21 protein-coding genes are annotated in these 18,987 nt (G+C 66.3%); 12 read left to right on the top strand and 9 right to left on the bottom strand.

Annotated elements, in window-relative coordinates:
• Nucleotides 1–15 precede the first annotated feature (15 nt).
• Entirely contained in the window at nt 16–1,002 is a 987-nt protein-coding gene (locus M9978_RS05690; protein ID WP_254292016.1) for a LysR family transcriptional regulator, read from the top strand.
• Here the strand turns inward: M9978_RS05690 and M9978_RS05685 are convergent, their stop codons facing one another.
• On the bottom strand, nt 1,003–1,470 hold the full coding sequence (locus M9978_RS05685; protein ID WP_254292014.1) for a winged helix-turn-helix transcriptional regulator: 468 nt from the start codon (nt 1,468–1,470) through the stop codon (nt 1,003–1,005). It abuts the gene before it with no gap.
• A 77-nt stretch (nt 1,471–1,547) separates the two neighbouring features.
• On the opposite strand from M9978_RS05685, the gene M9978_RS05680 reads away from it, so the two are divergent.
• The 4 genes from M9978_RS05680 to M9978_RS05665 all read left to right on the top strand — a co-directional run bounded on the left by M9978_RS05680 (nt 1,548) and on the right by M9978_RS05665 (nt 5,338).
• Nucleotides 1,548–2,354 (top strand): SDR family NAD(P)-dependent oxidoreductase, encoded by an 807-nt coding sequence (locus M9978_RS05680; protein ID WP_254292013.1) that lies wholly within the window; start codon nt 1,548–1,550, stop codon nt 2,352–2,354.
• Entirely contained in the window at nt 2,351–3,934 is a 1,584-nt protein-coding gene (locus M9978_RS05675) for a phytoene desaturase family protein (protein ID WP_254292011.1), read from the top strand. The genes M9978_RS05680 and M9978_RS05675 overlap by 4 nt, the downstream gene beginning before the upstream one ends.
• Entirely contained in the window at nt 3,934–4,158 is a 225-nt protein-coding gene (locus tag M9978_RS05670; protein WP_254292009.1) for a hypothetical protein, read from the top strand. Before M9978_RS05675 ends, M9978_RS05670 begins: the two co-directional genes overlap by 1 nt.
• A 109-nt stretch (nt 4,159–4,267) precedes the next feature.
• Nucleotides 4,268–5,338, top strand: a complete 1,071-nt coding sequence (locus M9978_RS05665; protein WP_254292008.1) for a VOC family protein — start codon at nt 4,268–4,270, stop codon at nt 5,336–5,338.
• Nucleotides 5,339–5,355: 17 nt separating this feature from the next.
• Here M9978_RS05665 and M9978_RS05660 read toward each other — a convergent pair whose 3' ends face one another.
• From M9978_RS05660 to M9978_RS05645, 4 genes are all read right to left on the bottom strand, one after another.
• Complete coding sequence (locus tag M9978_RS05660) at nt 5,356–6,786, bottom strand: hypothetical protein (RefSeq protein WP_254292007.1); 1,431 nt, start codon at nt 6,784–6,786, stop codon at nt 5,356–5,358.
• A gap of 124 nt (nt 6,787–6,910) precedes the next feature.
• Nucleotides 6,911–7,555: an O-methyltransferase gene (locus tag M9978_RS05655; protein ID WP_254292006.1), complete on the bottom strand. Its 645-nt coding sequence runs from the start codon at nt 7,553–7,555 to the stop codon at nt 6,911–6,913.
• On the bottom strand, nt 7,552–7,959 hold the full coding sequence (locus M9978_RS05650; protein WP_254292005.1) for a VOC family protein: 408 nt from the start codon (nt 7,957–7,959) through the stop codon (nt 7,552–7,554). The genes M9978_RS05655 and M9978_RS05650 overlap by 4 nt, the downstream gene beginning before the upstream one ends.
• 4 nt (nt 7,960–7,963) lie before the next feature.
• A complete protein-coding gene (locus M9978_RS05645) occupies nt 7,964–8,764 on the bottom strand; it encodes a cyclase family protein (protein ID WP_254292004.1) in 801 nt (266 codons plus the stop codon).
• A 181-nt stretch (nt 8,765–8,945) separates the two neighbouring features.
• Here M9978_RS05645 and M9978_RS05640 point away from each other — a divergent pair, with 181 nt between their 5' ends.
• Nucleotides 8,946–9,533 (top strand): cupin domain-containing protein, encoded by a 588-nt coding sequence (locus M9978_RS05640; protein ID WP_254292003.1) that lies wholly within the window; start codon nt 8,946–8,948, stop codon nt 9,531–9,533.
• Nucleotides 9,534–9,554: 21 nt separating this feature from the next.
• Here M9978_RS05640 and M9978_RS05635 read toward each other — a convergent pair whose 3' ends face one another.
• Together M9978_RS05635 and hisD are read right to left on the bottom strand one after the other, a co-directional pair.
• Nucleotides 9,555–10,316, bottom strand: coding sequence for an SDR family NAD(P)-dependent oxidoreductase (locus M9978_RS05635; protein ID WP_254292002.1), 762 nt, complete (start codon nt 10,314–10,316; stop codon nt 9,555–9,557).
• Complete coding sequence (gene hisD / locus M9978_RS05630; protein ID WP_254292001.1) at nt 10,316–11,647, bottom strand: histidinol dehydrogenase; 1,332 nt, start codon at nt 11,645–11,647, stop codon at nt 10,316–10,318. The genes M9978_RS05635 and hisD overlap by 1 nt, the downstream gene beginning before the upstream one ends.
• Before the next feature lie 158 nt (nt 11,648–11,805).
• On the opposite strand from hisD, the gene M9978_RS05625 reads away from it, so the two are divergent.
• Genes M9978_RS05625 through M9978_RS05615 form a run of 3 tightly spaced genes read left to right on the top strand, consistent with a single transcriptional unit; the run spans nt 11,806 to nt 14,032 of the window.
• Nucleotides 11,806–12,750, top strand: coding sequence for a fumarylacetoacetate hydrolase family protein (locus M9978_RS05625; RefSeq protein ID WP_254292000.1), 945 nt, complete (start codon nt 11,806–11,808; stop codon nt 12,748–12,750).
• Nucleotides 12,747–13,277: a cupin domain-containing protein gene (locus tag M9978_RS05620; RefSeq protein ID WP_254291999.1), complete on the top strand. Its 531-nt coding sequence runs from the start codon at nt 12,747–12,749 to the stop codon at nt 13,275–13,277. Before M9978_RS05625 ends, M9978_RS05620 begins: the two co-directional genes overlap by 4 nt.
• Complete coding sequence (locus tag M9978_RS05615; RefSeq protein ID WP_254291998.1) at nt 13,274–14,032, top strand: SDR family NAD(P)-dependent oxidoreductase; 759 nt, start codon at nt 13,274–13,276, stop codon at nt 14,030–14,032. The genes M9978_RS05620 and M9978_RS05615 overlap by 4 nt, the downstream gene beginning before the upstream one ends.
• 4 nt (nt 14,033–14,036) lie before the next feature.
• Here the strand turns inward: M9978_RS05615 and M9978_RS05610 are convergent, their stop codons facing one another.
• Together M9978_RS05610 and M9978_RS05605 are read right to left on the bottom strand one after the other, a co-directional pair.
• Nucleotides 14,037–14,750 carry an SDR family NAD(P)-dependent oxidoreductase gene (locus tag M9978_RS05610; RefSeq protein ID WP_254291997.1) on the bottom strand — a complete coding sequence of 238 codons (714 nt, stop codon included), beginning with the start codon at nt 14,748–14,750 and terminating at the stop codon, nt 14,037–14,039.
• The gene (locus M9978_RS05605; protein WP_254291996.1) at nt 14,743–15,960 is read right to left on the bottom strand and encodes an MFS transporter; all 1,218 of its coding nucleotides are present in this window, start codon (nt 15,958–15,960) and stop codon (nt 14,743–14,745) included. The genes M9978_RS05610 and M9978_RS05605 overlap by 8 nt, the downstream gene beginning before the upstream one ends.
• Before the next feature lie 160 nt (nt 15,961–16,120).
• Between M9978_RS05605 and M9978_RS05600 the strand changes: the two genes are divergently transcribed.
• The 3 genes from M9978_RS05600 to M9978_RS05590 are packed head-to-tail and all read left to right on the top strand — an operon-like array spanning nt 16,121 to nt 18,957.
• Entirely contained in the window at nt 16,121–17,023 is a 903-nt protein-coding gene (locus M9978_RS05600; protein ID WP_254291995.1) for a VOC family protein, read from the top strand.
• 3 nt (nt 17,024–17,026) lie between these two features.
• Nucleotides 17,027–18,187 carry an alpha/beta hydrolase family protein gene (locus tag M9978_RS05595; protein WP_254291994.1) on the top strand — a complete coding sequence of 387 codons (1,161 nt, stop codon included), beginning with the start codon at nt 17,027–17,029 and terminating at the stop codon, nt 18,185–18,187.
• Complete coding sequence (locus M9978_RS05590) at nt 18,187–18,957, top strand: siderophore-interacting protein (protein WP_254291993.1); 771 nt, start codon at nt 18,187–18,189, stop codon at nt 18,955–18,957. The genes M9978_RS05595 and M9978_RS05590 overlap by 1 nt, the downstream gene beginning before the upstream one ends.
• Nucleotides 18,958–18,987: the final 30 nt, after the last annotated feature.

Genomic DNA, 18,987 nt, shown 5'->3' with positions numbered 1-18,987 from the left:
CGCGGGAGAACGAGCGTGCGGTTTCAGAGGCTCGACCTCAATCTCCTCGTGGCGCTCGATGTATTGCTGGAGGAAAAGAGCGTCTCGCTCGCCGCCGACCGGCTCTGCCTGTCGCAATCCGCGACATCGAGCGCGCTCGGCCGGCTGCGCGAATATTTCAAGGACGAGCTGCTGCTGCTCAAGGGGCGGCAGATGATCCTGACGCCGCGGGCCGAGGAGTTGATCGATCCGGTCCGCGCGGTGCTCGAACAGATCCGGACGACGGTCGCCGTCGCGCCCGAATTCGAACCGGAAAGCTGCGACCGCCAGATTAGGATCATGGCGTCGGACTATTCGACCGAAGTGCTGCTGACCGAAGTCATCGCGAGGCTCGCGGTCACCGCGCCGCTGATGCGTTTCGAGATCCAGGGGATGGCGAGCGCGCCGGTCGAATCGCTCGAACGCGGACTGATCGACTTGCTGCTGACGGTCGATTTCGCGCTCTCGGCGGATCATCCCAGCGAAATCCTGTTTCAGGACGATTATCTCGTGGTCGGCGACGCCACCAATCCTGCGCTCGCGACGGAATTGACGCGCGAGGCCTATTTCGAGCTCAGCCATGTCACCACGCGCTTCGGCCGCTCGCGCATTCCGGCGTTCGACGACTGGTTCCTGCGCCGTCAGAAGCAGGCGCGACGGATAGAGGTGGTCGCGCCGACCTTCCTCTCGCTGCCGGGGCTGCTGATCGGCACGCACCGTGTGGCGACGATGCACCGCAAGCTGGCGGAGCGCGTGCTCGAACGCTTTCCGCTGGCGGCGCAGGAAGTGCCGTTCGACATCCCGCCGATCCGCGAAGGCATCCAGTGGCACCTCACCAGCCGCAACGATTTCGCGATTCAGTGGATGATCGGCCAGCTGCGCACCGTGGCGCTGGAATTGTTCGGCAAGGGTCCGGGCGAGTCGCAGGATCACGGCCGGATCGGGGTCGAGTTCCAGGCGGATACGTTCAACCGGCGCGGTTGATCACATCTCCCGCGCGTCGAAGCGGCAGCGTGCGGCGACCACATCGGCACTGTGGTCCTCGATCCAGCCGAGCACCCCGCGGATCTCGCCGACCAGCCCCTGACCGTTTGACGTCAGGCGATAGCTGACTCGCGGCGGCGTGTCGGTCGTGGTGTCACGATGCACCAGCCCATCGCGTTCAAGCGACCGCAATTTGAGCGTCAGCACACGTTGCGAAATCGCGCCCTCGTGCGAGATCTCGCCCAGCACCCGCCGCAGCGCGGCGTGCCGCCAGGTCCCGGTGTCGAGCACCAGCAGGATGAGCGTCGACCAGCGGTCGCCGACATAGGCCGAGAGCGAACGCACCGGGCCGTCGCGCGACTTGCCATGCACCGCCATGTGGCGGGTCAGCGCGGCGATCGCGGCATGGGCCGACGCATCGATGTCGTCCGGTTCGTTCAGTCCGCCCCTCCTGCCGTGAGGGCACAAAAAAGTGCCGTCTTCCGTCCATCGTCACGACGAGCTTAGGCTGCCCCGCGACAAGGTAAAGACGGGAGAGCGGCAGGATGGGCGATGCGATCCGCCTCGACGGCAAGGTGGCGATCGTGACCGGCGGCGCGGGCGGGATCGGTTTCGCCACAGCGCAACTGATGTCGGCGCGCGGCGCGCAGGTGGTGATCGCCGATATCGCCGCCGACCGCGCCTGCGAACTCGCGTTGGAACTGCCCGGCGCGGTCGGCCTCGCACTCGATCTGGCGGACGAAGCCTCGGTCGAGGCGATGATCGCACAGACCGTCAGGACGTTCGGCCGGCTCGACATCCTGTGCAACAACGCCGCGCTGCTCGGACCCGAGATCGCGCAGGCCGACCGCGACGTCGAGACGATGGACACCGCGCTGTGGGACCGCACCTATGCCGTCAATGTGCGCGGGACGATGGTCGCCAGCCGCGCGGCGCTACCGCACCTGCGCGCGACGCGGGGCAATATCGTCAATACGGTGAGCAACCTCGCCTTGCAGGGCCATTTGATCCAGGCCGCGTACAGCTCGTCCAAGGCGGCGATCATCCAGCTGACCCGCGCTATCGCCGCCAGCCATGGCAAGGCCGGCGTGCGATGCAACGCGGTCGCGCCGGGCATGACGATGACGCCCGCCCTGCAGGCCGCCTTCCCGCCCCAGCTGCGCGCAGCGGTCGAGGCCGAGACGCTGCGGGACCGGCTCGGCGAACCCGACGACATCGCCGAGGCCATCGCCTTTCTCGCCAGCGACGCCGCGCGCAACATCACCGGTCAGCTGCTGGTGTGTGACGGCGGTTGCGCCAGCCACGTGCCGGGCATCGACCAGTTTCGCCAGTTCTTCGGAGAGCATGTATGAGCCGCTATGACGTCGTCGTGATGGGCGCGGGCCATAACGGCCTGACCGCCGCCGCCTATCTGGCCAAGGCGGGCAAGAAGGTGCTGGTGCTCGAACGGAAGCCGCATTTCGGCGGCGGCGTGTCGACGCGCGAATTGATCCAGCCCGGCTTTTGGCATGACGAGCACAGCAATGTGCACATCATGATCCAGGGCAATCCGATGCTGCGCAATGACGAGCTGGGCCTGCTCGGCAAGTTCGGCCTCGACTACATCTATCCCGAGCTGCCGCATGCCAGCGTGTGGGAGGACGGCACCAGGGTGCTGAGCTGGAAGGATCTCGACCGCACCTGCGAGGGTATCGCGCAATTCTCGGAAAAGGACGCCGAGGCCTATCGCAAGTTCGCCGGCGCGAGCATGGCGGCGATTCCGATGTTCATGTCGGGACTCTATGCTCCGCCCTTCCCCATGGGCGCGTTCGTCGCGATGATGGATCAGTCGAGCGAGGGGCGCTTCCTGCTCGACGTCATGCAGCGCAGCGCACTCGACGTGGTCAACCAGTATTTCGAGAGCGACCTGCTCAAGATCCACATCGTGCGGATGGTGACCGAGAATCTTCAGCTGCCGGAGGAATTGGGCACCGGCATGGGCGCGTTCCTGATGCCGGGGATCATCCACACCTATGGCTGTTCGATGCCGCGCGGCGGATCGGGTGAGCTGTCCAAGTCGCTGGTGCGCGCGATCGAGCATTGGGGCGGCGAAGTACGCTGCAATGCCGAGGTGCGCCGCGTGATCGTCTCGTCGGGCAAGGCGGTCGGGCTGGAGCTGACCGATGGCGAGCAGTTCATGGCGAAGGACGGGGTGATCGGCGCGATCCATCCGCATGTGCTGCGCAAGTTCGTCGCCGAAACGCCGGAACCGGTGCTCGAGCGTGCCGAACGCGTCACGCCATCGACCTTCTCGATCAATCTCACGCATCTGACGCTCAGGGAGCAGCTCAAGCTCAAGGCGGGCAACGAAACCAATGCGATGATGACCGAGCTGATGGACTTCTACACCGTGCGCGACATGCTGCTGGAATATGACAAGCTGCAACGCGGCGAGGTCAGCGAGCGGCTGATCGCGGGCGGCGACAACACGATCTTCGATCCCAGCCGCGCCCCGGCCGGGGCCGGCGTCTTCTATGGCGTCAACTTCGCGCCCTATGACCTACACGACGGCGGCAGTGCCGCGTGGGACGAGAAGAAGGAAGAATATTCGGACAAGGCGCTCGCCCAGTACCGCAAATTCTATTCCAACCTGACCGACGACAACATCACCGGGCGGCTGGTCCGCTCGCCGGTCGATCATGAACGCGACAGCCCGGCGAGCTTCGTCAAGGGCGACATTCATGGCTGCGCGCCGTTCTTCTACCAGACGGTGGGGCATCGCCCGACGCCCGACCTGGGGTCGCTGCGCGTGCCGGAGATCGAGGGGCTGTATCTGGTCGGCCCATTCATGCACCCGGGCGGCGGCGTGTTCGGCGCGGGCCGCGCGACCGCGATCCAGATGATGGACGATCTGGATATCGATTACGACAAGGTCTGCGGAGGGTCGGTCTGATGGCAAAGACAAAGACGGGCGCGACCGTCATCGACGCGCAGAACAACGAACTGATGACGATCCGCCGGATCGAACGCGACGGCAGCGATCTGGTCATTCGCGGCAAGATCTTCGGCGCGATGCCGATGGTCGCCAAGCTCACCCCGGCTCAGGCGCGCCAAGCGTTGAAGCTGCTCGACGCGCGGACGATCTGGTTCCTGCTGACGATGCTGTTCCGCAAATAGAGTCCGGCAACTATCGCCGTTGCCGATAGGCGCGGACCCATCGAATATGTTTTTGCCGGCGCGGTGCGCACGGCATTTTCGGCCCCGAACAGGATATCGGGGACTTTGCATGAGCATCATCGGCGTCGAATCGGCCGTTTTCGGGGTCGGCGATCTGGCCGAACACCAGCGCTTCTGGACCGATTTCGGCCTGACGCTGGAAAGCGCGGATGATCGCGAAGCGGTGTTCCGCCTGCCATCGGGCAGTCGCGTGATCCTGTATCGGCATGGCGACGCGCGCCTGCCCTCGCCCGACCCCTTCCCCGGCGACGGCCTCAAGGAAACCATTTGGGGTGTCGCCGATCAGGCCGCGCTCGACCGCTATGCCGCGAGCCTCGCGACCGAGGTCGCCGTGGCGCGCGACGCCGACGGCACGGTGCGCTGCGTCTGTCCTGACGGCCAGCCGATCGCATTGCGGCTGTGGACCAAACGGCCGTTCGTCAGCGCCGCCAGCCCGGTCAACACGCCGACCCACCATCCGCGCTTCAACCAGCACCGCATCTGGCGGCATAAGGCGATCCCCAAGACGATCAACCATGTCGTCTTCTTCAGCCGCGATTATATCGGCAGCTTCGAATTCTATGATCGGCATCTCGGCTTTCGCTACACCGATCACAGCAAGGGCACGGGGCTGTTCGCGCGCGCCGATGGCACCAACGAGCACCATTCGATCTTCTGGGTGAATTGCGACCTGCCGATTGCGCCGGATCACTTCAAGTTCATGCACATCGCCTTTGGCTGCGACGATATCGACGAGGTGATGCTCGGCGCCAATCGGATGGAAGAAAAGGGCTGGGTGAACAGCAGCATGAACAGCTCGGGCGGCATCTCGCGCCACCGCGCGACCAGCGCGATCTATTATTATTGCGACATTCCGGGCCATGCCGGCGAGGCCGAATATCACGCCGACACCGACTATCTCGACGACAATTGGGTCCCGCGCGCATGGGATTTCCGCTTCGGCAGTCTGCTCTGGTCGAACAACGCGCCAAAGATCTTCCGCGGCAACGACATCCCTTGGGACATGGCGTTCGACCTCGACCGCAAGAGCTTCGACGCCTACCGCAAGGACAAGCCCGGCAAGCGGCCGATCGGCGGCAAGCTCGCCGAACTCACGCAGGACGACGAGCACGCGATCTGACGCCGCGTGCGGGAAGGTCAGCGACGCCGGCAGTGCGGGTTGTTGGCGGCGACCGAGGCGAAGACGACCGAGCGTGCCGGCACGGCAATCTCGTCCACGAAGCGCGCTGCGCCCAGACCGGTGATCGACCCGTCAGGCGATAGCGCGGGCGGCACGCCATTGACGCTGACCTGACCGGTATCGAGATTCGCTGCCGTCATGATCCAGCGCTCCCCCGCCGCACCGGCGCGGAACACCTGCTCGCTCTCACCGGCATTGATTAGCAAGAGCCCCACCCCGCCATTCATCGCCGGGGCGCAATGCGCGAACGAGCGTAGCTTGCCCTGAACGCCGGCGGGCGATGCCAGCACCACCGGACCCATGATGCGCCGCCACAGCACCGCGCCCCAGTAATTCGGGCGCGGCTCGAGCGTCGCGGGATCGGCCAGCCCATATTCAGAAGCCGCGAGCGTATTGTGGATGACCACCTTGACCCCGCGCTGCGCCAGCGCGCCGAGCTGGTTCAGATAGCGGAACGTGTCGCGAAACCCCGCCGCCCATGGGCTTCCGCCGCACGCGGCCTGCGCGGTCTCGGTCAGCCAGAGCGGCTTGCCCGGCGCCAGCCGGTCGCGCAGCACGGTCATCGCATCGGCCTCGATCAGCGTGCGGTCGAGCCATTCCGGTGTCAGGGCGGCGTCGCGCGACGACAGGCCGTTGCCGCCCCCACAGCGGGGCGAAACGGCCCCGTAGAAATGCCACGAGACCGCGTCGAGCCGCGGACCGGTCGCCGCCAGCAGCAATTCCGATTTCATCGCCCCGCCGGGCGCCATCAACTTTGCCGCGATGCCGGGATCGACCGTCTCCTCGCCCAGATTTCCGGGGCCGAGCAGCAGCATGTCCGGCGCGCGCTTGTTCGCCCATTTCGCAAAGACGGCGAAATCGCGTGCATAGGCGGCGCTGCCATAATCACGCGGCAAGCCGCCGGGGACCACCAGCGACGGCTCGTTGATGAACTCGGCCGCATGCAGCCGGCCACCGACTGCTTGGGTCAGCCGCAACAGGCGGTCGGCCTGCGTTGATGTCCACTGGCCGTTGCGGTCGCGCGCTCCGGCGCTGGCGGTGAAACTGGTGACGATCGGCGCATCGGCTGCCTTGGCGAAATCGATCACGCCGCGCCATTGGCTGCCCGTCAGCACTTGTCCGAAGCCCGGCGGCGGCGTGGCGACGACCTCGCCTTCGAGCGCGACATAGGTGGAGTTCGCCCAGGTGCCGCTGACGCGCAGATAGGCAGGCGCGAGATGCGAGGCGAGCGCGCGCAGCCGCGGCGAGGCCAGATCGACGGGCGGAAGATAGCGGTGCGTCTCGCCGGCCGGTCCGCCATAGGGCGCCCAGAAACGGCCACCGGTGACCTGCACCATCTCTATATTGTAGGACTGATAACGGCGATCGACTTCCGCGATTTTAGTCAAGCCGGACAGCACCGAAGGCTGGCGCAATTGCCCGGATCCCCCCGGAGTCGTAGCGCAGGCCGCCAGCACGAGACTCGCGCAACCCGTCAGCATCAGCCGGGACCGCACCGTCATGACGAGGCCGTCATAGCTTCGCGCTCCCCGCGCTCCATTTGACCGCCAGCTCCACGCCCGAACCCACCGGGAGCAGCACCTGCTGCATGTCGCCCTTGGCGCGAACCGCCTCGCGATAGGCGCGGACGTCAGGCCGCGCCTGAGGCGGGAAGATCATGTTGTCGGCGGCGACGATCGCCTCTTCGGACAGCCTGGGATAGAAAGCCTCGAAGCACGGCAGATACAGCTCCTTCCAGATGTCGAGCAGTACCACGTCGAACGGCCCGTCGTCGGCCGCGATCATCGCGACCGCGTCGCCCAGCCGGAAATCGACATGATCCGACAGGCCCGCCGCCGCGATCTGGCGCCGCGACTCGGCCTGTTTGTAGTCGGCATTCTCCATCGTGATGACGGTCCCGCCGACCGCGCGCGCGGCGTCGGCCAGGAACAGCGTCGAATAGCCATAGCTGGTGCCGAGCTCGAGGATGCGCCGCGGCTTGCGCGCGAGGATCAGCGCGTGGAGCAACTGCCCCACTTCGGTGCCGACCGGCAACAGCAGCTCGTCGCGGATGTCGACCCCCGACACGCCGCCGGTGCGGACGCGCTCGGCCTCGGCCGCGTTGCGCACCTCATAGGCGAGATGCACCGCCTGCACCTTCGGGTCATCGAACATCATGCCGCAGGCTCCTCCACGAACTCGATCAGATTGCCCGCGCAATCGCGAATGAAGCAGCCCGCGCCATAGGCCTGGCGCACCACGAAGGCGATGTCCGCATCCTTGGCACGCATCTCGTCGAGAAAGGCGTCGAGATCGGCGATACGGAACGCGACATGCTTGTTGCCGTGGGTCCTGATATCGCTGGGCGGATGGCGCCGTTCGTCGGGCAAGGGCGCCGCATCCTCCACCTCGAACAGCTCGAAGCGCAGCTGCCCCTTGCGTACCATCGCGGTCTTGCTGCGCGCTTCGGTGATATAGAAGCTGCGTTCGAGCTCGAAACCGAGCACGCGCCCATACCAGTCGATCGCATCGTCAAGGCTGGGGACCGAGACGCCGCCATGGTGGAAGGTGAAGTCGGCCATTCGCCTATTCCTCGAAGATCGCGACCGCGCGCGTCCAGCCGGCGCTGGCGCCCTCGATCTTGTGCGGGAAACAGCTGATCATGAAGCCAGTCGCCGGGATCGCCTCGAGATTGTGCATCTTCTCGATGTGGCAGTAGCCGATATCGACGCCGGCGCGGTGCCCTTCCCAGATCAGCTTGGGATCGTTGGTCGCCTTGACCTTTTCGGCGGTGTAGCTGAACGGCGCGTCCCAGCTCCACGCGTCGGTGCCGGTCACGCGAACGCCGCGTTCGAGCAGGTACATCGTCGCCTCGTAACCGACCCCCGCGCCGCGGCTGACATAGGCGGGGTCGCGGTTGGCGAGCGCCATCCCGGCCGCGGTGTTGACGACGACGATGTCGAGCGGCTGGAGTTCATGGCCGATGCGCTCGAGTTCCGCCTCGACCTCGGCCGCGCTCACGACATGCCCATCGGGACGATCACGAAAGTCGAGCTTGACGCCGGGGTTGAAGAACCATTCGAGCGGCATCTGGTCGATCGTCTGCGCCGGACGCGAACCGCCTTCGAGCGCGGCATCCTGAGTCGGATGATAGTGCCACGGCGCATCGACATGCGTGCCGCTGTGCGTCGTCAGCTTGACCCATTCGGCGGCGCAGAACGGATCGCCGCCATGCATGCCGTCGATGTCGCAGCCGGGGAAGAAATCGACCAGTTCCTGGCGCGTGTCGGCGTGCGTTTCGTAGGTGATATGCGGTTTCAGGAACGGCGGGTCGCTGACCACGTCGTTCGAAAGAGTCATCGAAAGATCGACGTAACGGCGCGGCATGCAGCTTTCCCCGGTTCGCACGCAGGGCCAGATCGGCCAGCGCGCCGAAGCATTACCACCGCAAGCACCCCCGGGTCATATTCATGTGCGCGAACCCGATCATCCGCTGGAATGAATTTCTCCCCGCCCGCGGCGCGCCCTAGCAGTTGCGCTTCCCGACATTCTCGAACTGGACTGCCGCATGCCTCGCGAACCCAAAGTCATCGTTACCGGCCATGATGAAACCGGCAAGGCGATCATCATCTCGGATGCCGCCCCACGTACCTATCCCAACCCGAAGTTCCTGACGACGTTCTACGAGATCTGGAACGAGAAGCAGGTGCCCGTCACGGTGTCGCGGCACATGCAGGACAATGAGGATTTCCTGAACCATCCGCCGCCGCGCGGCGGCGTGCGCATCCGCATGCACGATTTCGACCCCGCCGGGGACAAGGCCAGCAAGCTGAGCTACGAAGAGATCGTCGAGCACTTCAAGTCGGTCGGCTCGGAAGACGCGGTGCCGTCGCGGGACAACTGGAAGCACGCCTTCATGCACCGCACCGAATCGATCGACTTCGGCATCATGATCGAAGGCGAACTCGTGCTGATCATGGAAGAAGGCGAGCGCGTGCTGGGTCCCGGGGATGTGGTCGTGCAGGTCGGCACCAACCACGGCTGGGAAAACCGTAGCGAAACCAATGCGCGCATCTGCTTCGTGCTGCTGGACGGTGACTATGACCCCGAACTGCGCAGCCTGCTGGGCACACCGCCCAAGCCGCCGGTCGGATGACCGAACGTTTCAGCTGGGCCGCTAGTCGGCGGTCCAGCCGCCATCGACGACCAGGCTGGTGCCCGTCATCAGCGCTGACGCATCGGAAGCGAGAAAGACGACCGCGCCCATCAGGTCCTCGACCCGGCCAAGCCGGCCGAGCTTGATCCTGGCGAGCACGTTGTCGCGGAACGCGGGATCCTCGAAGAACGGTCTGGTCATCGGCGTCTCGATGAAGGTCGGCGCGATCGTGTTCGAGCGGACGCCATGCGCGGCGAGATCGAGCGCGAAGGCCTTGTTCATCCCCTCCAGCGCCCATTTCGATGCGCAATAGAGGCTGCGGTTCGGGCCGCCGACATGGCCCATCTGTGATCCCATGTGGATCAGGCTGCCCCCGCTTCCCGCGACAATGAGCCGCCGCGCGCACGCCTGCGCCACGAAGAAGGCGGATTTGACGTTGAGGTCCATGACCGCATCGTAATCCGCTTCGCTGGCGTCCCACATCGGCTTGGGCCGGTTGGTCCCGGCATTGTTGACGAGGATGTCGAACGGGTCGCGCTCGGCGAAAAACGCGGCGACCGCGTTCAGATCGGATACGTCGAGCACGGCCGCGCGAGCGGTGTCGCCGATCGCCTGCGCCGCCGCTTCGATTTCGTCGGCCGAGCGCGCCACCAGCGTCACCTCTGCGCCGGCCTCGGCCAGCGCTGCGGCAGCGGCGAGGCCGATCCCCCGCCCCGCCCCGGTGACGAGCGCGCGCTTGCCGTCGAGCCGGAACGAAGGCGTGCGTGGCAGCGCCTCGGCCATTACGCCGCCGTGGCCGCCGTCGGCTCCGCCTGACCGGCATAGGGCACGTTGCGCCCGCCGAAGCGCCGCACGCGGATATTGGCCTGCTCGCCATGTCCGGCAAAGCCTTCGAGCGCGCACAGCCGGCTGCAATATTCGCCGATCAGCGCGCTCGCCTCGTCGGTCAGCACGCGCTGATACGTGCAGGTCTTGAGGAACTTGCCGACCCACAGCCCACCGGTATAGCGCGCCGCCTTCCTGGTCGGCAGCGTGTGGTTGGTGCCGATCACCTTGTCGCCGAAGCTGACATTGGTCCGCTGCCCCAGGAACAGCGCGCCGTAATTGGTCATGTTCTCAAGGAAATAATCGGGGTCGGCGGTCATCACCTGGACATGTTCGCTGGCGATGTCGTCGGCGATCGCGACCATTTCGTCATAGCTGTCGGCGACGATCACCTCGCCATAGCTTTCCCACGCCTTGCGCGCGTGGTCGGCGGTGGGCAGGATTTCCAGCAGCCGTTCGATCTCACGCATCGTCTCGCGCGCGAATTTCTCGCTGTTGGTCAGCAGCACGCCGGGGCTGTCGGGGCCGTGCTCGACTTGGCCGAGGATATCGGTCGCCGCCATTTCCGGATCGCAGCCTTGTTCGTCGGCGATGATCAGCGTTTCGGTGGGGCCGGCGAACAGGTCGATGCCGACGCGGCCATAGAGCTGGCGCTTGGCCTCCGCGACATAGGCGTTGCCGGGGCCGACCAGGATATCGACCGGATCGATGCTCTGCGTGCCGATCGCCATCGCACCGACCGCCTGGATGCCGCCGAGCGCATAGATCGCGTCGGCGCCGGCCATCGCCTGCGCCGCGACGATCGCCCGCGCGACCTTGCCCTGGAAAGGCGGCGCGCAAGTGATCACGCGCGGGACGCCCGCGACCTTCGCCGTGATGACCGACATATGCGCGCTCGCGAGCAGCGGATATTTGCCCCCGGGCACATAGCAGCCCGCCGAATTGAGCGGGATGTTCCTGTGACCCAGCACCACGCCGGGCAGCGTCTCGACCTCGACATCCGTCATGCTGTCGCGCTGGATCTGCGCGAAGTTGCGCACCTGCGCCTGCGCGAATTCGATGTCCTTGCGCTCCTGCGCCGACAGGCTGTCGACGCAGGCGTCGATCTCCGCCTGGCTCAGCCGATAGTCGTCGCGGTCCCAGCCGTCGAACCTGATCGACATCTCGCGCACCGCGGCATCGCCGCGCGCCTCGATATCCGCGAGCGACGCTTCGACGATGTCGCGCACCTTGCGGTCCGCATCCGCCTTCGCCTCGGCAGTCGCGCCGCGCTTGAGCCACACCGCCATCGTTGATTCCCTCCAGTGCATCATATGTTGCGGCGGCCCTGCCACCCGGTGCCGGGCGGGGACCATCGCAATTCATCAATGCCAAGCTATCGATCCAAATCCGTTGCCGGTGATCGCGCGCGAGAACAGAAGGCGGGCAATTGATAACGGAGGGATAGATGCGCCTTGCCACGCTGAAGACCGGCGCGCCCGACGGCCGGCTGATCGTCGTGTCGCCTGACGCCACGCATTATGCCGAGGCACCGGTTCCGACCTTGCAGGCGGCGCTGGAGCGCTGGACCGACGTGGCGGACACCCTCGCCGCCACATCCGAATTTCCGCACCCGCTGGACGTGCGGGCGCTGGCCGCTCCGCTCCCCCGCGCCTGGCAGTGGCTCGATGGCTCGGTCTATCCGAGCCACGGCGCGCTGATGGACAAGGCGCTGGGGATCGAACCGTTCAAGCCCGACTGGCCGCCAATGTATCAGGGCGTATCCGACACTTTCTACGCGCCGCATGCCGACGTGCCGATGGCCGACCCGGAGCTCGGCATCGATTTCGAGGGCGAGTTCGGCATCATCACCGATGCGGTGCCGATGGGCACCGGCATCGCCGACGCGCGCAAGCACATAAAGCTGATCGTGCAGATCAACGACTGGTCGCTGCGCAAGCTCGCCGGCCCGGAAATGAAGAGCGGCTTTGGCTGGATTCAAGCGAAACCGCCGTGCGGCATGGCGCCGTTCGCGGTGACGCCGGACGAGCTGGGCGAACAGTGGCAGGATTGCCAGGTCGCAGCGCATCTGCGCGTCCACTGGAATGGCGCGCAGTTCGGCAATGCCTGGGGCGCTGCGATGGCCTATGGCTTCGACGCGCTGGTCGCGCACGCCGCGCGCACCCGCAATCTGGTCGCCGGCACGGTGATCGGGTCGGGTACCGTGTCGAACGAGAATTACCGCGAGGTCGGTTCCTCGTGCATCGCCGAGCGACGCGGGATCGAGGTGGTCGATACCGGCGCGGCGAAGACCGGCTTCATGCAATATGGCGACACCGTGCGGATGGAGGCGCATCTGGCCGACGGGCGAACGCCGTTCGGCGCGCTCGAGCAGACGGTGGTGAAGCCATGAGCGCAAGCCTGCCCCCGATCCAGCGCGTGGTTACCGGCCATGATGCGGACGGCCGTGCCGTGTTCAAGTCGGAGGATGTGCGCGAGCCGCAGCCCGTTCCGACCGGCGACGCCAACTTCCTGCTGCTGTGGACGACGCCGACCGTTCCCGCCGACAATAATGACGAGACCGACGGCCGCGACCGCGACGTCGGCACCACGCTTATGGGCGGCAGCGCCTTCCGTATCGTTGATATGCTGCCGGGCGGCGAGAGCCCGATGCATCGCACCAACTCGATCGACTATGGCATCGTGCTCGAAGGCGAGATCGAGCTGGAGCTGGAGGACGGCCGCAAGAAGACCGTCGGCAGGCATGGCGTGATCGTTCAGCGCGGCACCAACCACCGCTGGCGCAACACCACCGATCAGATCTGCCGCATCGCCTTCATCCTGATCGAGGCGCCGGCCTATCTCCACGACGGCCAGCCGCTTGACGAGTACAAGCCCGAGCAGATGGACGATCGCTACGACGGCGCGCGTATTCCGTGACCTCTCCCTTCTCGCTCGCGGGAAAGGTGGCGCTGGTCACCGGATCGACGCGCGGCATCGGGCTGGCGATCGCCAAGGCGTTCGTCGCCGCGGGCGCGCGGGTGGTGATCTCCAGCGAGGATAGCCGCGATACCGCGCGGGTGGCGGCTGAACTCGGCCAGCCGGGCATCGCCTGTGACGTGACCGACGACGTGGCGCTGGCGGCGCTGGTCGATAACGCGCTGGCAGCGCTGGGCGGACTCGACATCCTCGTGTGCAACGCCGGGGTCACCGGCCGGGCGGGGCCGTTTGCCAGCATTAACATGGCCGATTTCGACCGGGTGATGGGCCTCAACCTGCGCAGCCAAGTGGTGCTGGCGAACCTCGCGCTGCCGCACATCGCCGCGCGCGGTGGTGGCGCGGCGATCCTGATGGCGAGCATTTCGGCGCTGCGCGGCAATGGCGCGATCAACGCCTATGCGCTGTCGAAGGCGGGCGTCGCGCAGCTGGCGCGCAATCTCGCGGTCGAATGGGGACCGCGAAACGTGCGGGTCAATGCGATCGCGCCCGGCTTCATCGCCACCGAATTGTCGCGGACGCTGCTCGAGGATGAAGCGTTCATGGCGCACCGCATGGCGATGACGCCGCTGCGCCGCCCCGGCACGCCCGAGGAGATCGCCGGCGCCGCGCAGTTCCTCGCCTCGGACGCCGGCGCGTTCGTCACCGGTCAGACGCTGGTGGTGGACGGCGGGACCGTGATCACCGACGGCAGCTAGCCGCTCACCACGCCGTCGCCCCCGCATCGACCGCGATGTCCGCCCCGGTGACATAGCGCGCCTCGTCGCTCGCCAGCCAGGTCGCGCACCACGCGATGTCCGCCGGCTCCCCCAATCGGTCGAGCATGTTCTTGGCGCGCACCTGCACTTCGAGCGCGGGATCGCTCGCCAGATGCCGTTCCGTTGCCGCAGTGCGGATGAAGCCGGGCGAGATGGTGTTGGCGCGGATGCCGTGCGGCGCGCCCTCCATCGCCAGCTGACGCGTCATCGCGAGCACGCCGCCCTTGCCCGCGCAATGCGCCAATGCGGGCGAGCCGGGCAGCGCATGCGCGGCGTTGGCGCTCGCGAAGTTGATCACACTCGCCGCCCCGCTCGCCTTGAGATAGGGCCAGGCGGCGCGGGTGGCGAGGAACACGATATCGAGTTCTCCGGCCAGCGTCTCGCGCCACTGTGCGTAGTTCATCGCCCCGATCCAGGCGAAATGCGCGAACGCGGCGGCGTTGACCAGAATATCGACGCGGCCATATTCGCGTCCGAGCCAGGCAAAGTGCACACGCACTTCCTCTTCCTCGAGCAGGTCGCACACGACGTCGGCGTCTTCGCGGTCGATACCGATCACCGTGGCGCCTTCAGCCGCGAACATCTCGGCGCAACCGCGGCCAATGCCGTTCGCGGCGCCGGTGACGATCGCGACCTTGCCGGCCAGCCGGTCAGCCATGCGCTGGCACCGCGCCGTCGGCGAGATGCTCGCCGCGCTGGAATTTCCCAAGCAGCGCAACTGCGACGCCGAGCAGTGCGCCCACCGCCAGCGCCGCGAACGCCGGAAGCAGACCGCCAAACTGCTTGCCCAGCAGCGTCACCGCGATCGGCGAGATGAACTGGCCGATCGAGAAGGCGCCGGTCCACATCCCCGCCCCGCGGCTGCGGATCGCGAACGGCAGCAGGCTCATCGCCCACACCAGCAAGGTCGGCAACAGCATGCCCGCGCCAAGCTGGTTGATGAAGCAGCCGATCAGGAATTGCGTGGGCGCGGCCGCGGTGCCCATCACGGTGAAGCCGACCGCGAGCATGGCGAACTCGACCAGCAACAACCGCCTGACCGGCCAGCGGCTGATCCGCGAATAGACCCAGGTCCCGAGCGGCACGCCGATGCTCGCGATCGAAGTCCAGAAGCCGGTCCGCGCGGGATCGCTCCAGCCAAGCTCGGTCAGGCCGAGCGGGGCCTGGATCTGCACCGTGTAGAAGAACACCGAGCCATAGATGGTGATCGCGACGATCGTCAGCATGCGCGCCCAGGGAAAACCGTCCCAGCGCGCGTTGCGCGGCAGCCCGTCGGGCTCGGCGCTGGCCTGCGCAACCTTGGGCTCCCAAGTGAAGGCCAGCACCAGCGCAAGCATCAGCAGCGCCGAGCCATAGACCCAGAAGGGCGTGCGCCAGCCGAACTGGCCGAGCTGCCCGCCCAGATTGAAGAACAGCAGCGCCGACAGCGACGCGAAGGCAGTCTGCGCGGCGAGCCATTTGTCGCGGGCGCTTCCCCGGAAATAATCGCCGATCATGGTCGTCGACAGCACCATGATGAGCGCTTCGGCGATCCCCACGCCGATCCGGCTGATCAGAATCGCGGTCAGATCGCTCAGCAACACCGGCAACATGCCGACCACGGCATAGCCCACGAACGACCACAGCAGCAGCTTGCGCCGCCCGAAATAGTCCCCCAGCATCCCCGCCACCGGCGACAGCAGCGCCACGCACAGCGCCGGCACGGTCAGGATCATCGGCACCAGATAGTCATGCCCGGCGACCCCGCGAAACTCGTCCAGCAGCAACGGCAGGATCGGTGCGAGCAGGACGATCGCCATCGTCGACAGCGTGATCGGCAGCAGCAGCGAGATGCCCGTCATGAACCCCGGGTCGTGGCGTGCGCTCATCCTGTCCTCTCCCGTCCGCTTCCGGCGGCGCTTGCTGGACGATCCTATGGATCACGGGCGCGCGGGACGAATGAATGAAGTCGATAGGTCCCGATCAATTCAGTCGCATTTCGGCTGGCGCCGGCACCGGCTAGGCCGCCAGCAGAAAAAGAGGAATTCAATGAGCCGTGTCACCGATGTCCGCTATGTCGGCTATGCCGTCCCCGATCTGGAGGCGGAGCGCAGCTTCTATCGCGACGTGTGGAAGCTGCGCGAGGTCAAAGAAGCGGACGGGCTCGTCTATTTCGCGACCGAAGGGCATGACGAGCTGTTCGTCGTCCGGCTGCGGCAGGGCGAACCGCGCCGCATCGACGTCGTCGGTCTCGCTGCGGCCAGCCGTGCCGATGTCGATGCGCTTCACGATCGAGTCCTCGCATCCGGCTGCGAGATAGTCTTCGCCCCGCGCGAGCTCGACCAGTTCGGCGGCGGCTATGGCTTTCGCTTCTTCAACCCGGACGGCATGCCGATGGAAATCTCGTCGGACGTCGAGCGCGGCCCGATGCGGGCGCTGGAACCGCGCGAAGCGGTGCCCGAGAAGATCAGCCATGTGGTGTTCCACTCGCCGCAACACAAGGAAATCACCCAGTGGTTCATCGACACGCTGGGTTTCCGCCTGTCGGACTGGATCGGCGATTTCATGAGCCTGATCCGCTGCAACAGCGCGCACCATCGCATCGCCTTCCTGCCCGGCCCGGCCTGTCTCAACCACGTCGCCTATGACATGCCGAACGTCGATGAGATGATGCGCGGGCTCAAGCGGCTGCGCCGTGCCGGATCCGACACGGTGTGGGGGCCGGGACGCCATACGGCGGGTAACAACACCTTCAGCTATTTCGTGACCCCCAACGGATTCGCGGTCGAATACACCTCCGACCTCGAAACGGTGGACGACGACCATTGGGAGCCGCGCACCTTCGCTCCGGCGCCCGACATCATGGACCAATGGGGTACCGGCTTCGGCGGTCCGCAGACCATGCCGCGTCCCGAGCCCGATGCCGGGCTGTTCCAATCCGCAGGAGTTTAAGTCGTGGCCCTGTTCGAACCCTTTCCCAATTATGTCTGGAACCTCTCGGTTTCGATCGCGCTCGAAAATGGAGGGCGGATCGGCGAGATCATCGACATCATCGAGCCGTTGAAGGCCAAGGCGCAGGCCGGCGAGGACGCCAACACCCAGGATTTCATGATCGAATGGGTCAAGATGGCCGACAAGCTGGTCGAGCTCGGCGAGGAAGACCTGGCGCAGGGCCGCGAATTCTCGGCTGGCAACAAGTTCAAGCGCAGCGCGATCTACTATCAGACCGGCGAGCGCATGCAGGGACTCGGCCATCCGGGGCGCGAGGAAACCTATGCCAAGGCGATTTCGAATTTCCTGCGCGGCGTCCAGCTCGCCGGCGATCCAGTCACGCGGGTCGAAATCCCCTATGAGGGCAAGACCATCTCGGGCCTCTTCCACAAGGCGCCGGGTGACGGCCCGATGCCGTGCGTGGTCTATTGCAACGGGCTCGATTCGATGAAGGAGATGCTGTGGATGGGGGGCATCCCCTATGCGCTGGCCAAGCGCGGCATCCACACGCTCTGCGTCGATCAGCCGGGCACCGGCGAGGCGCTGCGGCTCGAAGGGCTGCCCGCGACCCCCTATGCCGAGCGCTGGGCGTCGAAATGGGTCGACTATCTCGAGACCCGCGACGATGTGGCGAACGACAAAATCGGCATGACCGGCATCTCGCTCGGCGGTCATTACGCGCCGCGCGCGGTCGCCTATGAGCCGCGCTTCGCCAGCGGCGCGGCGTGGGGCGCCAACCATAACTGGCACGAGGTGCAGTTCGGGCGGATGAAGCGCGAGGGCGAGAACCCGGTCCCGCATTACTGGAATCACGTCTTCTGGGTGTTCGGCGCCAGCGACATGGATGATTTCCTCGAAAAGACGAAGGACATGAACCTCAACGGCCATCTCGACCGGATCAAGGTGCCGTTCCTCGTCACGCACGGCGTCCAGGATCGGCAAATCTCGAAGGACTATGCCGACCAGAGCTACGACCAGCTGATCAACTCGCCGCGGCGCGAGCTCAAATGGTTCACGCCGCGCGAAGGCGGGGTCGAGCATGTCGGCGCGGACAATCACGCCTTCGCGATCGACTATATCGCCGACTGGTTCGCCGAAACGCTGGGCGGACGGACCGCGGCCTGATGGCGCCGCCCAACCGCCCGCCGCCGCGCCGCCTGACCGTGCTCGCCAAACGCAGCATCACGCCGAACATGCTGCGCGTGACGCTGGGCGGCGCAGGGCTGGCTGGCTTTCCGCCGGAAGCGGAGGGCGGCTATGTCAAACTGCGGCTGTTCCCCGATGGCGGCGACCGGCTCGTGGTGCGCACCTACACCATCCGCCATCAGCGCGATGGGGAGATCGATCTCGATTTCGTGCTGCACGCGGACGATCACGGGCGGCATGGCCCGGCGACGGACTGGGCGCTCGCGGCGCGCGAAGGCGACGCGATCGAGGTCGGCGGACCTGGGCCGGCCAAGCCGCTGCCCGCAGGACACGCGCGCTATCTGATCGCTGGCGACATGACCGCGCTCCCGGCGATCTCGGTCAATCTCGAACGCCTGCCCGCCGACGCACGCGGGGTCGCGGTGATCGAAGTGCAGAGCGACGCGGATCGTCAGCCGCTGGCCAAGCCCGATGGCGTCGAGATCGACTGGATCGTCAACCCGCATCCCGGCACCGGCGGCGCCGCGATCGCCGAACGGCTGCGCGCCGCGGATTCCGGTGACGCCGATATCTATGCGTGGGTGGCAAGCGAGTTCGCCGCGATGCGCGCGCTGCGCAGCTATCTGCGTGACGAACGCGGCCTCGGCCCCGATCGCCTGTATATTTCGAGCTACTGGAAGGCCGGTCTGTCCGAAGACGAGCACAAGATCGCCAAGCGCGACGATCTCGAACGCGCCGGACGTTCCTGACGAACACGACCGGCGCGATGGCGCGGCGGC

It is taken from the genome of Sphingomonas tagetis, assembly GCF_024211275.1.
Taxonomy (GTDB): domain Bacteria; phylum Pseudomonadota; class Alphaproteobacteria; order Sphingomonadales; family Sphingomonadaceae; genus Sphingomonas; species Sphingomonas tagetis.
This window is presented reverse-complemented; position numbering and strand designations above follow the sequence as displayed.